The organism is Paenibacillus sp. MMS18-CY102 (assembly GCF_009789195.1).
Taxonomy (GTDB): domain Bacteria; phylum Bacillota; class Bacilli; order Paenibacillales; family Paenibacillaceae; genus Paenibacillus_T.
This window is the reverse complement of the sequence record NZ_WSTC01000059.1, coordinates 1-15093: the sequence shown is the minus strand read 5'-3', so window position 1 is coordinate 15093 and position 15093 is coordinate 1. Positions and strand designations below refer to the sequence as shown.

At 53.6% G+C, this 15093-nt stretch carries 14 protein-coding genes; 8 read left to right on the top strand and 6 right to left on the bottom strand.

The window, feature by feature from the left end:
- Both GON22_RS24940 and GON22_RS24935 read right to left on the bottom strand, forming a co-directional pair.
- Positions 1-1510: YhgE/Pip domain-containing protein (locus GON22_RS24940; RefSeq protein ID WP_160398788.1), on the bottom strand; the 1510-nt coding region annotated here is incomplete at its 3' end.
- Positions 1511-1651: 141 nt separating this feature from the next.
- Positions 1652-2602, bottom strand: a complete 951-nt coding sequence (locus GON22_RS24935; protein WP_160398787.1) for an L-lactate dehydrogenase — start codon at positions 2600-2602, stop codon at positions 1652-1654.
- Positions 2603-2888: 286 nt separating this feature from the next.
- Here GON22_RS24935 and GON22_RS24930 point away from each other — a divergent pair, with 286 nt between their 5' ends.
- Positions 2889-3578 (top strand): response regulator transcription factor, encoded by a 690-nt coding sequence (locus GON22_RS24930; protein ID WP_160398786.1) that lies wholly within the window; start codon positions 2889-2891, stop codon positions 3576-3578.
- Entirely contained in the window at positions 3575-5056 is a 1482-nt protein-coding gene (locus GON22_RS24925; RefSeq protein ID WP_160398785.1) for a sensor histidine kinase, read from the top strand. Before GON22_RS24930 ends, GON22_RS24925 begins: the two co-directional genes overlap by 4 nt.
- Positions 5057-5152: 96 nt before the next feature.
- Here the strand turns inward: GON22_RS24925 and GON22_RS24920 are convergent, their stop codons facing one another.
- Entirely contained in the window at positions 5153-5563 is a 411-nt protein-coding gene (locus GON22_RS24920; protein WP_237179340.1) for a winged helix-turn-helix transcriptional regulator, read from the bottom strand.
- A 240-nt stretch (positions 5564-5803) separates the two neighbouring features.
- Here GON22_RS24920 and GON22_RS24915 point away from each other — a divergent pair, with 240 nt between their 5' ends.
- Positions 5804-6481, top strand: a complete 678-nt coding sequence (locus tag GON22_RS24915) for an NAD(P)H-dependent oxidoreductase (protein ID WP_160398783.1) — start codon at positions 5804-5806, stop codon at positions 6479-6481.
- Between the two features lie 310 nt (positions 6482-6791).
- Positions 6792-6944, top strand: coding sequence for a DUF1540 domain-containing protein (locus GON22_RS24910; RefSeq protein ID WP_160398782.1), 153 nt, complete (start codon positions 6792-6794; stop codon positions 6942-6944).
- Positions 6945-7090: 146 nt separating this feature from the next.
- Here the strand turns inward: GON22_RS24910 and GON22_RS24905 are convergent, their stop codons facing one another.
- Together GON22_RS24905 and GON22_RS24900 are read right to left on the bottom strand one after the other, a co-directional pair.
- Positions 7091-8965, bottom strand: a complete 1875-nt coding sequence (locus GON22_RS24905) for a PAS domain-containing sensor histidine kinase (protein ID WP_160398781.1) — start codon at positions 8963-8965, stop codon at positions 7091-7093.
- Between the two features lie 228 nt (positions 8966-9193).
- Positions 9194-9505, bottom strand: coding sequence for a hypothetical protein (locus tag GON22_RS24900; protein ID WP_160398780.1), 312 nt, complete (start codon positions 9503-9505; stop codon positions 9194-9196).
- 288 nt (positions 9506-9793) lie between these two features.
- Here GON22_RS24900 and GON22_RS24895 point away from each other — a divergent pair, with 288 nt between their 5' ends.
- Entirely contained in the window at positions 9794-10528 is a 735-nt protein-coding gene (locus GON22_RS24895; RefSeq protein ID WP_336604365.1) for an ABC transporter transmembrane domain-containing protein, read from the top strand.
- 68 nt (positions 10529-10596) lie between these two features.
- Here GON22_RS24895 and GON22_RS24890 read toward each other — a convergent pair whose 3' ends face one another.
- Positions 10597-11847: a hypothetical protein gene (locus tag GON22_RS24890; protein WP_160398779.1), complete on the bottom strand. Its 1251-nt coding sequence runs from the start codon at positions 11845-11847 to the stop codon at positions 10597-10599.
- 539 nt (positions 11848-12386) lie between these two features.
- Between GON22_RS24890 and GON22_RS24885 the strand changes: the two genes are divergently transcribed.
- The 3 genes from GON22_RS24885 to GON22_RS24875 all read left to right on the top strand — a co-directional run.
- Positions 12387-13421 carry a Glu/Leu/Phe/Val dehydrogenase gene (locus GON22_RS24885; RefSeq protein WP_160398778.1) on the top strand — a complete coding sequence of 345 codons (1035 nt, stop codon included), beginning with the start codon at positions 12387-12389 and terminating at the stop codon, positions 13419-13421.
- A 50-nt stretch (positions 13422-13471) separates the two neighbouring features.
- The gene (locus GON22_RS24880; protein WP_160398777.1) at positions 13472-13636 is read left to right on the top strand and encodes a hypothetical protein; all 165 of its coding nucleotides are present in this window, start codon (positions 13472-13474) and stop codon (positions 13634-13636) included.
- Between the two features lie 31 nt (positions 13637-13667).
- On the top strand, positions 13668-15093 hold a 1426-nt coding region (locus GON22_RS24875), incomplete at its 3' end, for a collagen-like triple helix repeat-containing protein (protein WP_237179339.1).

The following is a 15093-nucleotide window of genomic DNA, read 5'->3' as shown; positions in this document are numbered from 1 at the left end:
CTAGCGCTGGCAGCGCAGCGAGCCGCTCGGCTTGCGCGAGCAGCTGCGCGCGCGCGTCGCGGAGCGCGCTCGCCGCAGCGGCAGCGCCAGCGCTGTCGCCAGCTGGCGCCATGCTCGCGAGCTGGCCGAGCGTGGCGGCCGTGCCGCTGGCGAGCTTCGCGGCAGCGGCCAGCTGCTCGCGTGCACGGGCCAGCGCGGCCGCATCGCTGGCGGCTGCGCCGAATGCGCGGCTGCGCGCTCCTGCCATGCGGCTGCTAGCCGCGTCGCTCGCATTCGTGCCGCTGCTGCTGGCAGTTGCGCCTGCACTCGGGCCGCCGGCGCTGCCGCTATTAGCAGCAGCATTTGTATCCTTTGCATCGCCATCAGGCACAGCTCCGTTCCCGCCAACGTTCGAACTTGCGCCACTGTCCTTATTGGTTACTTCATTACTCGAACTTACGTCGTTGTTCTGGCCAGCGCCTCCACTGCTTGCTTCTTCGCCAACCCCACCAACATTGCCCTTAACCTCATTGCCGCTTCCATCCCCGCTACCAGCATCACCCTTAACCTCATTGCCGCTCCCATTCCCGCCGCCAGCATCGCCCTTAACTTCACTGCCGCTCCCATTCCCGCTGCCTTCGCTCGGCGTTCCGCTCCCTCCCGCCTGCAGCCGCTCCGCAAGGGCAGCCGCCGACTCAGCTGCTTGCGCGAGCGCGGCAAGGCTATCGCCGATCATCGGCGACAATTGGCTTAACGCCTCGTCCGTACGCTGCAGAAAATCGCTTGCGCCTTGCGCAAGCTGGGCTCCCTCGGCAGCAATTCGCTCCGCTTCAGGCAGCTTCTGCTGTGCCACCCCTATTACCCGCTGCATCCGTGCGATGTCCGCAGTCGATGCATTGACTGCCGCTTCGATCTGCGGCAAGCTTTCCTCCAGCCGGAACATCAGCGCTGCAAGCTTCTGAATCGCCGGCAGCTCCTGTTGCAGCTTAATGCCAAGCTCGTTAAACAATTTAAAAATCGCGCCATTCGCCGTCTCCACGAAACTTCTGCTCACCTGCAGCATAACACCGGATGCGCCGCTTGCTGTCATTTTGGGCGCGATGGCATTGATCTTTTCATTCACGTCGTAGCGCAGCTCCGCCTTGCGCGGCGTATCCGTCACAACCGATGCGATCCGAGCAGAAAAATCGGAAGGAATCGTAATGCTCGCATAATATTTGCCGCTCCGTACGCCTTGAAGCGCCTCTTTTGCATCCGTAAATGTCCAGCCGAACTTATGGTTGGCCTTGAGCGAAGCGACGATCCCATCCCCCATGTGGACTGGTTTGCCGAGCATGTCCGCTCCACGGTCCTCATTCGCTACGGCAATCCGTACCCCTCCCGTATTGCCATAAGGGTCCCATGACGCGCCAATATTAAACCACGCATATAATGATGGCAGCACAGACAAGCCAGCCACAATGACGAGCAGGGCAGGGTTTGTCGCTAACGTACGCAAATCAGAGAAATACAGGGCGATCCATCTGGGCATGGCAGTACCTCCATCTGTCGGCTATCGTGTTATCCTTTTGATAGCGTGCGACGATTCGAGGATTCCCATTCTAAATGTCAAAATTGCCATGCCCCCTGCAAAGCCACTTTAGCAATAACAGCAAGTTTCAGCGCATGCAGGCTAGAGCGCCAATTTGGCAACAGCAGCCCTAATCACGCCGCTTGAAAAAGCAAACTGCTCCCGCTCCTCCGGCGCCAAATTGAGTTCGACTAACTCCGCGATCCCGCGGCGAGTCAAAATAGCAGGCACGCCTGCACAAACCCCACGCTCGCCATACTCCCCTTCAAGAACAGCTGATACGGCCGTTATATTGTAATCATCGTTTAGCATCGAGCGAACAATATGGGCAATCGCATTCGCGATTCCATAATAAGTCGCCCCTTTACGCTGCAAAATTTCCCACCCCGCATTACGCGTTTTCGCAGCGATATCATCCAGCTTCAACTGGCTGAACCGTTGCGGATGCTGGGCGAGAATATCAAGGATCGGCTTGCCGCCAACCGTGACATGCGACCATGCCGGAAATTGCGAATCGCCATGCTCGCCGAGCACGTAGCCCCTCACGCTGCGCGGATCGACCGGCAAATATTCCGACAGCAGCGTTTTGAGCCGTGAGGAATCGATCGATGTGCCTGTGCCAATAACCCGTTGCCTCGGAAGGCCCGATAACTTCCAGACCATATAAGCTACAACATCCACTGGATTGGCTGCCGCTACAAAAATGCCATCGAACCCGCTCGCCATAATTTGCGGAATCATATCCTTATAAATCGTATAAGCGGTATCCGCCATATCTAGGCGCGTGTCGCCCGGCTTCGGGCTAGCGCCCGCGCACAGCACGATAATGTCGGCATCGCCGCAATCGGCGTAGCTGCCGGTGTAAATTTTGGTCCGCGTATGCGTAAAATCCATGCAATGCGACAAATCGAGTGCCTGCGCATAAGCCCGGTCCGGCGTACGGCCCATTAGCATGATTTCATTGCATATCGATTGGTTCACCAATGAATAGGCACAGCTGGACCCGACAAAACCTACTCCCGCGATCGCTATTTTCCGAGTGGTATTCCGCATTCGATCATCCCCGCTCTCTTCGCTGCTATAGGACAGTATATGAAGGGACTCCCCTGAATTGTCATCCTAATGTGACGAATATTCACACCAGGAGGACGGGCTATTGGTTCATCTTGGTTTTATCCGGTTGTTTAAATTCCATTTACATAGCTGCCATATACTCGAATTAAGCAAGCAAACAGCCGCAAGCCTCTATGATAAAAGCTGCCGCTGATGCTAGAATACCGATAACGGGAACTGAGCGGTCGCTCCATGCGATCAAACGGATATAAGGGGGCAACGCTACATGGCTAACCTATTGGTTGTAGATGACGATGCTGCGATTCGAAAACTGGTGCGCCACTTCATGGAGACAGAAGGGTATGCCGTTGAGGAAGCTGTCGATGGGGTAGATGCGATACGCAAACTGGAAACGTTCAAAGCTGACCTCGTCATTTTGGACGTGATGATGCCCAATATGGACGGTTATCGCTTATGCCAGGAGTTGCGGGAATATTATGCGGATATGCCGCTGCTTATGCTAACAGCGAAGGGCGAGACGTCGCAGAAAATAAAAGGGTTCGACCTCGGCACCGATGACTATGTCGTCAAGCCATTCATTGCCGAAGAACTGGTCGCCCGTGTCAAAGCATTATTGAAACGCTACCGCATCGCGGTTTCCTCCTCCGTGCAGATCGGCGCTGTCACGCTGAACCGGCGGACGTTCGAAACTGTCATGGGCGATGCTAGCCTGTCGCTGCCGCCCAAAGAATTCGAGCTGCTCTTTAAGCTTGCGAGCTATCCGGGGCAAACGCTGCTGCGCGAGCAGCTCATTGAAGCCATTTGGGGCATCGATTTTGAGGGAAACGAGCGGACGCTCGATGTGCATATCAATCGGCTGCGCGAGCGATTCCCTGAAACGGAAGCTGGCTTCCGCATCGCAACCGTACGCGGGCTCGGCTACCGGATGGAGCCGTCAGCAGGAGCTGGCGAATGAACTCACTGGAGCAGCATTCCAAGCGGTATCGGCGTCTGCATATTGCGTTCTCTTTCGTAGGCGCCGTCACCGCGATGACGATCTTCTGGACGCTGTTGTTCATCGTTGTTTCCTACGCATCCGACCGGATGAACCGCGAGGACGTGAGACAGCAATTATGGCAAGACACGCAGCAGGCCGTTCAACTGCTGGAGGCTGCGGGCGTTAGCCCTGATAACGGCGATCAACGGAAGAAGCTTCTTCAAGTCTTCGCCCAACAAGAGAATCTGTCAATCGCCATAGAGGATCGCACGGGCGAATGGACCGCTTTCGGACCAGGCGGAGCTTCGCTGTTAAACCGGCTCGGCCTGCCGCCCTCCGATGCCAGCTCGCCCGTTCACTCCGCTTCATCCCTTGATGAAGCACGCTTTATTTATCGATGGGCCAATCCATTCCATTCCCGTGACGCTGCGTTAGCCGTGACAGTAAAAGGATCCGACGGCGCCTCGTATTCGTTAGCGATCGGCAAGCCGCTCCCTGCTTGGTTCAGCTCATACTGGCATGCAATAGCTCCCCTGTTGCTATTCGGATTGCTTATGGGCATCTTCTCGACGATTGCGGCCCCATGGCAGAAGCAATTTAAGCAGCTTCAAATTATGATGGATGCGATGAAACGCATTGCATCGGGCGATTTCAGCGTCAAGGTGTTCTCCACGATGCGTAATCGAGGCGAGATTGGGATGATCGTCGAAGGGCTCAACGACATGGCCTCTGAGCTTCAAGAGCTGGAGCAGACCCGGCAGCGGTTTATATCCGACGTATCCCATGAGCTGCAATCGCCATTAACGTCGATCGCGGGATTCGCCCGAGCGCTCCATCATGAGTCGTTATCCGCCCAGACGCGAACCGATTATTTGAACATGATCGAATCCGAGAGCATGCGATTGTCCAAGCTGAGCGACAGCCTATTGAAGCTCACAATGCTTGAAGCGCGGCGGGAGCCCGGGGAGCAGGCCTCCTATTCGCTTGATTTGCAGCTAAAACGAACCGTCCTGGCGCTAGAGCCGCTCTGGCTTGCCAAAAAGCTCGATATCGATATCGACATTCAATCGCTCAGCATAACAGGCGATGAAGATGCGCTGCGCCAAGTGTGGACCAATCTGCTCCATAATGCGATAAAGTTCACGCCGGAGGACGGGTGCATTCGCATCCGGCTCCAGAAGGATTCCGCAGCTAAACAAGCCGTCATCGTCATATCCGATACCGGAATTGGCGTCGACGAAACGGATTTGCCGCATTTGTTCGAACGGTTCTATAAAGCGGACAAAGCCCGCAGCAGCGCGCAAGGCGGCAGCGGGCTCGGCTTAGCCATCGTCGCGACGATCATCCGACAGCATGGTGGGGAAATTCGGGCGGATAGCGAGCTCGGTGCAGGAACGGCATTTACCATCTGGCTCCCGCTTGGCCCAACTGATCGTGCGGCTGCGCCGAACGCTTAAGCTATTGCTATTGCTATTGCTGCAGCAGCTAAACAAAGCCCTTAAAGCACGGCAACCCGCCGCAAGCTTCGAGGGCTTTTCCTTCATCTCCACCTATCAATTGAGCTTTTCATCCAAGCCGCAGGTGCTCTCCGCCAGCGCATCCAGCCCTTCCTCCCGCTTCGCCAGCATTGCTTCGTAGCCTCTGCCCCACTCCATCATCTGCATAATAATAGGACGGAGCGTCAGCCCAAACGGGGTTAACGAGTATTCCACCCGAGGGGGCACCTCCTTGTACACCTCGCGATGGACGATGCCGTTCTCCTCCAGCTCCCGCAGCTGAAGCGTCAGCATTCGCTGCGTAATGCTAGGCATTAGCCGCCGAAACTCATTAAACCGGCGCATTCGCCCCAGCAGATGGAACACGATGATTCCCTTCCATTTGCCGCCGATCACATCAAGGGTCGCCTCCACCGAGCAGGTGTACCGCCGATTCGCGCTAGCTGGATGCGCTGCCGGTTCCGCCATCTTCTCCAGCTCTTGATGATCACGCTTCTCCGTCTCATTCATGCCAAGCGCCCCTCTCCCATATACATTCCTAAGTATCAAAATCGATACTATACAACAAAAATGTGCGTACTTACGAAAAGATTATCTATTCGTCTATAATAATCCCAATCCCCCAAATTGAACAGATGCCGCTAGCGGGCTGCCCATTTAGCAAGAGCGCTCACCTAACTAGCAGGCATGAAGAAAGGATGATTGTTTATGTCAACTGTTTCCGTGTCCAAAGCTGATATTTTATCCGCTTACCAATTCCGCCATGCTACCAAATCATTCGATCCCGCCCGCCAGATTTCCGATGAAGACTTCGGCTTCATTCTCGAGACTGGCCGCCTGTCGCCAAGCTCCTATGGGTTCGAGCCTTGGCAATTTCTCGTCATTCAGAACAAAGCCGTTCGCGAGAAGCTCCGTGCCGTTACGTGGGGGGCACAAGGAACCTTGCCTACAGCAAGCCACTTCCTTGTGCTGCTCGCCCGTACGAAGGAAGGCGTTCACGCCGATGCTCCTCACATTACACATATGATGAAAAACGTGCAGCAGCTGCCTCCTGAGGTGCAAGACGGCAAACGGAGCATGTATCGCAAATTTCAAGAAACGGATTTCAACTTATACGGCGATGACCGTTATCTATTCGACTGGGCCAGCAAGCAGACTTACATCGCGCTTGGTAATATGCTGACCGCAGCAGCGCTCATTGGCATTGATTCTTGCCCGATTGAAGGCTTCGACCAAGCAGCGGTTAACCGCGTGCTCGTTGAAGAAGGGCTGCTTGATCCCCAACAATTCGGCGTATCTGTCATGGCAGCCTTCGGCTATCGCGCCAGCGAGCCCCGTCCCAAAACACGCCAAACACTGGACGATGTTGTCCAGTGGGTAAAGTAAGCGCAAGCGCAAACGAAGATATGCATGCTTGAGGCGCTTTGATGCTGCCAAGCAGCATTGGCACGCGAACAAGGCTGCGCCAGCGGCTCATTAGGGCAGAAATATCTCCCCTATTCACCTCCCGGCGGCGCCAGCGCTCCATTAGGGCAGAGTAATCTGCCCTATCAGCGCGGATGCCCCTCCTCACGTCGGATCGGGATACATTTCCTGCCGCGGGCAAGTATAAAACCATGACAAAAAAGCCCATCCTTAAGAAGAGCGGTGGGCTGGTTATTGCATGCCGCGCTTTAGCGACAGGAGGTGAATCCCCGTGGCAAAAGACGTGCTTTGTGAAGTGAACTCGTGCAAGTTCTGGGCATCCGGCAACAAGTGTAATGCTTCTTCGATTTATGTCGTCAGCCGTTCCAGTCAACCTCGCCAGTCCGAAGAAACGGACTGCAAAACGTTTGAACCCAAAATTTAATGATGCTTCACGCGAGCAGCCTTTCCGAGAGGCTGCTTTTTTTATTACACTAACAGGTTAACCAATAATGATAATTATTATCATGTTATGGCGATCTTATTCGCTCATCCTTTAGCGTGAGCTAGACCGCGAGCCCCGCTCACGGTCTAGCTCATGCCCTGCTTAACCGGCAGCGTCACGGTCACGGTTGTGCCAACGCCCAGCTCGCTCTCGAATTGGATTGTGCCCCCGTGGCGCTCAACGATGCTCGCCGTCATCATTAACCCAAGCCCTGTTCCCTTTTCTTTGGTCGTATAAAAGGGCTCGGTTAGGCGGGCTAACCGTTCTGGCGCAATGCCCTGGCCTTGGTCAGATACCAGTATGCGTATGTAGTCTGGCCGTGGTGCATGTTTTATGCTTACGTGAATATTGCCTCGGCCATTGCCTGGCATTGCCTCGATTGCATTTTTGAGCAGGTTCACAAACACTTGCTTGAGCTGCCGCTCCTCACATGCGATAGGCGGCACCTCCTCGAAGCCCTTCAGAATCTCAATGCTCTTCATAATCGCTTGTGTGCCCAGAAGCTCGATCACATAATTCAACAGCTCGCTCATGTCGCGCTCCTCAAACTCCATCACCTGTGGCTTCGACAATACGAGCATCTCATTAACAATAAGCTCGATTCGGTCGAGTTCCTCCTTCATGATGCCAATATACCGCTGTTCTTTATTTTGAAGCGTTGGCTCAAGCAGTCGCGCAAACCCCTTCAACGATGTGAGCGGATTTTTAATTTCATGCGCCACGCCCGCTGCCAACTGCCCCAGCACCGACAGCATTTCCGAACGCCCCAGCATATCGCGCGTTTCCTTCAGCTCACTTACGTCCTTGAACATGACGGCGAAGCCATTGCGGTCGGGGAATGGGGTGGTCGATATCATGACGGAGAGTGGCGTGCCGTCTTTATGGCGGCCTTGAAGCTCCGAATTTTGCGTGCCTTTACCGCTCATAATCTCACGAAGGCGTACATTAATCTCGTCTTGTGACCGGCCATTCGCGAACGGATAATCCACCAGCGGCGTGCCCTTTAACTCCTCTAACGTCCATCCAAATATTCGCTCGAAAGCGGCATTCATCTTGCGTATCGTCCCATCTCGGTTAAAAAAAGCGATAGCATCAATATTGTGCTCGATGAAGCTCTCCAGCTCCCCCTGCGCTTCCTTCAATTGGCGGGTGGCCGCAAGCTGCTCCGTGCAATCCCGCAATATGGCAATCCAGCTGTCCATTCTCCCGTCAGCCCCGACCAGCGGCGTGATAGAGAGAAGGATTTGTAACGTTCCGCCATCCTTTTTCAATCGTTCCGTCTCAAAGGTTGCCGCCGTCTTATTCGCAATCGTCTGAAGGCAATACCGGTTCATCTGCTCGCGATATTCGTCAGGAATAAATGGCGTATCGCCAATCCCATTGCCTTCTATTTCTTCACTGCTGTAGCCCAGCAAGTCCGTAAACGCCCGATTCACGCGCAGCACCGTGCCATCAGCCCTCCAAATGACGATCGGATCCATATGGTTATCGATAAAAGAGTACAGGTGATGATGGGCTAACCGGGCTTCTGTTTCCAAATTTCGCTTTTCTGTCCGGTCCTGCAAAATGCCGACATACCGCTGCGGGCTTGTCGACTGCATCTGCGCTTGCATCCAGCGCGTTTTTCCATCTGGCCGAATAATGCGGAAGCCGATCGTAAAGCTGTCCTTTCGATCCGCAACACCATGGTGTTGTTCGATCAATGGCCGATCCTCGGGATGCACCAGTTCCAGAAACGATTCCAGTTTCATACGGGCTCGCGGCGGAACAGGCACTCCTATAAGGCAAAAGAACAGTTCCGTCCCAAACAATTGGTTCCTCTCGAGATTGTAAGACCAGTTGCCAATTCCGGCCATACGCTGTGACGCAAGCATCAGTCGCCGATTCCGTTTCGGAAGGCCGCCGATGATAACGAACACGATTATCGATAGAAATCCTAACATCACCCATGCTAACGCCATAGTGTCCCTCCTAACGGAGTGCTAGTAATTAACCTTTTCGACCGATTTGTTATAAATGGTATTCGATTTAAAACGAATTTTTCCTTCCCATGTTATAAAAATTCACATCGGAGATAAATTCGCCATTTATAGTTACGAATCGAAACCCGTTCATGCGAGCAGGCCACCTCGAAAATAAAGAAACGCCCGCTGCTTGCTCGCGGGCGCTTGCCGGTAACATCGAATTGATTAACGGCGGCGGCTGCCGCGCGTGCGGTTGCCGCCACTGCGTGCGCTGCGCATTCCGCGCGTGCTGCGGGAACCGCTTGTGCGCATGCCAGGCATCATGCCAGATCCCATCATGTTGCCCATTACGTCCGTTTCCGTAACGACCGTGACGTGGTGCGGGCATGGAACGCAGTGATGCTGGTTAATGATATTGATGGGATGAACGACATCGTACGGCTGCGAGTAATAGAAATCTTTATAAACATTCACCGGATCAACGACTACAGGGTCAAGTTGTGGACAGTGAGGTTTGTGCGGATGACAGTTAGACATTTGTAAATGCCTCCTAAGTTTTGTGATAGTCTATCTTATGCCGCTCCCATTCAGAGGGACTGGACTTCCCCCCATCAGCGCAAATTAAGGGCGAAATGTACGCAGCGCCAAGGCTTGCGCGTGGCGGAAGTCCCCCGGGACACCGCCAAAAGCCTCTTAGGCTAGCAGGCCATTCGGGCATTTTGGCGGCAATCGTCCGAGATTGATAGGCAGCTATCTGCCGCTTCGCAACCTTAGGCATTCATTAGCGTATAGCCACCCATCGGCTCTAGAGAGGAATGATCGTGCATGCAGCAATCATCAACACCATCGGTTATGAAAAGCCCTTTTCGCGGCTGGGGGCCGTTCTGGCGCCTGATCCGCGCAACGAAACCTTCTAAACTCGCCCTCACCATCGCCTTAACGCTCAGCTTATCGTCCACCGTCGTCGCGCTTGTTGTGCCGCTTGTGACCAAGAACGTAGTCGACAGCTTCTCACTGTCTTCAATCGGGCTTCCCCAAATTATGCTGCTCGTCGCCGCTTTCGTCGCACAGGCAGCGACTGCCGCCATCTCTACCTATATGCTTGCCCGCGTCGGCCAACAAGTCGTTGCCGGCCTGCGGGAACGGCTGTGGCGCAAGCTTCTCGCCCTGCCAGTCTCCTACTATGACAACCACCAGACTGGCGAAACCGTTAGCCGCATGACGAACGATACGGGTGTTGTCAAAGGGCTGATTACCGAGCATATGACGAGCTTCGCCACCGGCTCCATTAGCATCATCGGCTCGGTCGCGATCTTAATCGCGCTCGACTGGCGCATGACGCTCGTTATGCTGACCGCCGTGCCGCTCCTCATGCTGTTCATGTTGCCGCTCGGCCGCAAGATGCATCTCGTCTCCAAAAGCATGCAGGACGAAACCGCAAAGTTTTCCGGTGTACTAAGCCAAGTTCCGAGATTCGTCTATTCCATACACTTTTGTTGCCAACAACAAAAACACCTCCAAGTTTGTATCCACATCTTACGACATGTCACATTTACTTGAAGGTGAAATTTGTCTCACGCTAAGAGTTCAGTTCCCTTAAGGTTGACTGGGTCTTTGATATATCTCTTTTAGTAAGAGTTATCAGTATAAATTCCTGACAAACCTAATCCATCATAAACATAACTATACTTAGAAAAAACCTCGCCCACTATCTGACCATTAGAGACGGCGTTTCCTTTATAAACACCTTCAATCCGGGCGTAATTCTTTACTCCATTATTCGCGATTGTATAAACTAATCCCCCACTATCGCCACTAATAAGTCCTCCGTATTCAGTTAATACTAAATGCGTTGGAAATCCAGTTACATTTAAATCAGTGTCTAATATTTTTAGTGGGGCTGTACTACTTCCACCCATAGAAGTAGCATGTATTCTCACGTACTGGCCAACTGTTCTATACTGACCGGAATAATCAGTAGTACCTATAGTCATTGCGCTCCCATTTAGATAGACACTGGGGATAGTTCCTGAAACGTAATTAACATATCCACCATCATAGCTTGTAGTAGAACTGTTGTTTCCATTTGACATTGTTCCAATTGAAGAACTTCCATCAGATAGATCGTAATAAGAGCCGTTCGCACAATGTCCAGCTGTAACCCCTACATCATTTCCATTTACCCTTGCATTAAAACCCAGACTACAGGTGTAATAATTCGTTGCATCAATTTTTCTTTCAATCCGTTCACCTGGATAGAGATAATAGGCATTATCTTTAATTCCCATATCGCCAATAACCCAGTTAACCATATCTTCATTAACATATTTTAATATTTCATTCTTGTTCTTGTCTAAAACTTCTTGAGTAACATAAATATTTATCTTGTTAATAGATTCATTAATACCAACTGCCTCAAGTTTTAACTTTTCTGCTTGACTAAAAACTTTTTCCTTTGCAGCAGCAATCTCTTTTCTAGAATATTTTACATATTTAATCTTCAACTTATTCTTTAGTTTACTTTTGTCCTTTATTGAATTTTCGAGGGCAGCACTTGAACTATTCTTAGTTAGGAGGATTACATTCAAACCATTTTCCGTATATGAACCAGAATAAGAATCTTTATTGTATTCAATAACATAGTTCTCTAATTGGACGCGATCATCTTGTAGATCAGATAGTTCTTTACTCCCTACTTCCTGCGGCATAGTAACTGCATTTGCCGGTGGGGGACCAGGATCAATTGGGATCTCATGATTTGAATTAGGGACTAAGTTTGAAGTAAAGCTTGGATTCTCCGCAGAAACAGAGGCAGAAATGAGCATCAATGACATTGTGGTCATTGCGGTAAGAGACAATATCTTTCCTTTTTTAAACATCCTGTCCATATCCTTTAGAACACATTTTTTAATTTTCTCGTATACTCTCCTAGTTGAGAGTGCATATGAGTCTTTCTTGAAAATAGAATCCCTGCAATCATCCTATGAAGCCGTGTCATACGCGCTGTTGTCATAAACCTCCTTAAATTTATTTTAATATCTAAAGCTTACAAATATTAGACTCATAAAAATTAAAAAAGGTTGCACGAAGAAGAACAAACTTTTTTATAAATCCTCTTACAATACGGAACGACCTAGTATTTGGGGGATTTCCTCTTAAGAATTGAATAGTGGTCACTCCGTTTCACTCTCTCCTTAGAATACCGCTTATGCGTATATTAGACCGTTAAAAAATTTTACGCAGTACGCTACGCAACGGCACGCGCACCTCCTAGTTCAAGTCATCAATATCGTTGTCCCCTTCCTTCCGTTACTCATACACTCATCTCCACCCAACTACATAAGGGAGAGACCCGTAGCAGTTGGCGGATGTCTCGAATATGCTATCCCATAGACGATCTACCGAGGAGGATGCATCCTTGAGCTTATGGATGGAGCTAGAACGGGATGGATTCGAGCAGTTGGTCTGGTGCCGGGATCGGGAAAGCGATTTAACGGCGTTTATCGCCATACACAGCACAAAATGTGGCCCCGCGCTAGGCGGGTGCAGGCTGTGGCCCTATGCCAATGAAGAAGCAGCGGCACAAGACGCCATGCGTCTGGCCCGCTCCATGACATACAAAGCGGCTGCTGCTGAACTGCCCTACGGCGGCGGTAAAGCAGTCGTCATCGGACAGGTTGGAGATGCTGCGAACGCTAAGCGGTTCGAGGCACTCGGACGATTCATCGACCGGCTGAACGGTGCCTATTGGACTGGTGTCGACGTCGGCACCACCGCAACTGATATGGACTTTGTTGCACTGCACACCCCTTTTGTTACAGACACGACCGGATCGCTTGGCGGAACTGGGGACTGGACAGCGGACATGACCGCATATGGGGTGTATGTGGGCATACAAGTTTCCGCACGGCGCGTGTTAGGTTCAAGATCATTGGCCGGCATTGCGATTGCAGTTCAAGGATTGGGCAAAGTGGGTTGGGCATTATGCCGTTATTTGTATAGGGCGGGTGCGCAGCTCATCGTCACCGATCTTAGCGCAAGCCTCATGGAGCAGGCCGTTCGCGAGTTTAAAGCATTGCCTGTTGCTGTGGATCGCGTGTACGATGCGCCTTGCCAGATTTTCGCGCCTTGTGCATTAGGCGGCATTATTAACGAGGGAACAATTGATCGGCTACAATGCCGCATTATTGCAGGGTCGGCGAACAATCAACTGCGCGATCCGTCATTTGCGCTTGCTTTGAAGCAGCAGAATATCCTGTATGCACCTGACTATGTCATCAATGCCGGCGGTGTAATCGCGACGGCTGCCGAGCTTGATGGAGAAGGAACGTTTCGAACGCGCAGCCGGGTGAAACGCATTGGCCGAACGTTAGAATCCGTCTATGCAGAGGCAGAACGAACAAATGAGGCGACAACGCTGGCGGCGGATCGTTTTGCGGAATTACGAATGTAAACCCCATGGCGGGCGGGCATCGGATTGGGATAAAAGGGGGCGCAGTCGCCATGCACATTCATCGTGAGCATCAGAGCCAACAGCTCGCTTGCGCCATCCGCCGGCTTCGCCGTGCAAGACGAGCGTTGCTATGCGGCAAGCGCTGCTCAGCAGCGAAAGAGATTAGTGCGGCTCAACAGTTGATTCGTGCTATTTGCAGCCAAGAACAGAAATAAAGAAGAACACTTCAGCTTGGGAGGTGTGGACATGAGCCAGCGCAAAAAACAGCAACCCCGCTGCATGAAACAAGTCGACCGGGTCATTCGCCTGCTTCAGTCTGCTCAGTGCGCCTCCCAATCTGATCTAGCCGATTGCACTGATTTGCTGGAAGCTTCGCGCATACTGGATGATGCACTCGTGTGCATCCAGCGTGAGGGGGCCCGCCCGCCATGCCGAGCGCGGAAGAAGAAACGCCATCTACATGTCGGAGCAACGGGAGCCACTGGCGCTACTGGTGTGACTGGTCCCACAGGGGCGATGGGCGTTGTCGGTGCTACCGGCGCTACCGGCGCTGTCGGGCGTGCAGGCGCGGTGGGTGCTAGAGGAGCTACCGGGGCTCGTGGGATACAAGGCATTCCTGGCTGGCCAGGCATGCCTGGCGCGCAAGGCGCTATAGGACCAACTGGGATGCAAGGCGATCCTGGTCTAACGGGGGCAACTGGGGCAACAGGCGCGACTGGTGTCGGAGTAACAGGCGTTACAGGACCAACGGGCGCCAGTACTGGCGAGACTGGACCTACGGGAAGTACCGGCGCGACCGGCGCGACCGGAGATGCTGGTGCTATTGGTTTCACTGGCGCCACCGGCGCGACCGGCGCTACTGGCGACACTGGTGCTACTGGCGCTACTGGCGACACCGGCGCTACCGGCGTCACTGGCGCTACCGGCAACACTGGCGCTACCGGCAACACTGGCGCTACCGGCAACACTGGCGCTACCGGCAACACTGGCGCTACCGGCAACACTGGCGCTACCGGCGACACCGGCACCTCTGGCGCAACGGGCGCTACCGGCGCTACTGGCGCTACCGGCGCTACTGGCGCTACTGGCGCTACCGGCGACACCGGTGCCACCGGCGCTACCGGCGACACCGGCGCAACTGGCGCCACCGGCGCTACTGGCGCCACCGGCGCAACTGGCGCCACCGGCGCTACTGGCGCTACTGGCGCCACTGGCGCTACCGGCGCTACTGGCGACACCGGCGCTACTGGCGCTACCGGCGCTACTGGCGACACTGGCGCTACCGGCGACACTGGCGCTACCGGCGACACCGGCGCTACTGGCGCTACCGGCGACACCGGTGCCACCGGCGCTACCGGCGCTACTGGCGCTACTGGCGCTACCGGCGACACTGGCGCTACCGGCGCTACTGGCGCTACTGGCGCTACTGGCGCTACTGGCGCTACTGGCGCTACTGGCGCCACCGGAGCAACAGGCGACACCGGCGCCACTGGCGCTACCGGCGCTACTGGCGCTACTGGCGCCACCGGAGCAACAGGCGCTACCGGCGCTACTGGCGCTACTGGCGCTACTGGCGCTACTGGCGCTACTGGCGCTACTGGCGCTACTGGCGCTACTGGCGCTACTGGCGCTACTGGCGCTACTGGCGCTACTGGCGCTACTGGCGCTACTG

What these genes read in the sequence shown, in the direction of transcription:
- GON22_RS24915 (WP_160398783.1), top strand. Translation starts at nt 5,804, where the DNA reads ATGTCAACTGTTTCCGTGTCCAAAGCTGATATTTTATCCGCTTACCAA.
- GON22_RS24925 (WP_160398785.1), top strand. Translation starts at nt 3,575, where the DNA reads ATGAACTCACTGGAGCAGCATTCCAAGCGGTATCGGCGTCTGCATATT.
- GON22_RS24935 (WP_160398787.1), bottom strand. Translation starts at nt 2,602, where the DNA reads ATGCGGAATACCACTCGGAAAATAGCGATCGCGGGAGTAGGTTTTGTC.
- GON22_RS24895 (WP_336604365.1), top strand. Translation starts at nt 9,794, where the DNA reads ATGCAGCAATCATCAACACCATCGGTTATGAAAAGCCCTTTTCGCGGC.
- GON22_RS24890 (WP_160398779.1), bottom strand. Translation starts at nt 11,847, where the DNA reads ATGTTTAAAAAAGGAAAGATATTGTCTCTTACCGCAATGACCACAATG.
- GON22_RS24930 (WP_160398786.1), top strand. Translation starts at nt 2,889, where the DNA reads ATGGCTAACCTATTGGTTGTAGATGACGATGCTGCGATTCGAAAACTG.
- GON22_RS24900 (WP_160398780.1), bottom strand. Translation starts at nt 9,505, where the DNA reads ATGTCTAACTGTCATCCGCACAAACCTCACTGTCCACAACTTGACCCT.
- GON22_RS24905 (WP_160398781.1), bottom strand. Translation starts at nt 8,965, where the DNA reads ATGGCGTTAGCATGGGTGATGTTAGGATTTCTATCGATAATCGTGTTC.
- GON22_RS24920 (WP_237179340.1), bottom strand. Translation starts at nt 5,563, where the DNA reads ATGGCGGAACCGGCAGCGCATCCAGCTAGCGCGAATCGGCGGTACACC.
- GON22_RS24880 (WP_160398777.1), top strand. Translation starts at nt 13,472, where the DNA reads ATGCACATTCATCGTGAGCATCAGAGCCAACAGCTCGCTTGCGCCATC.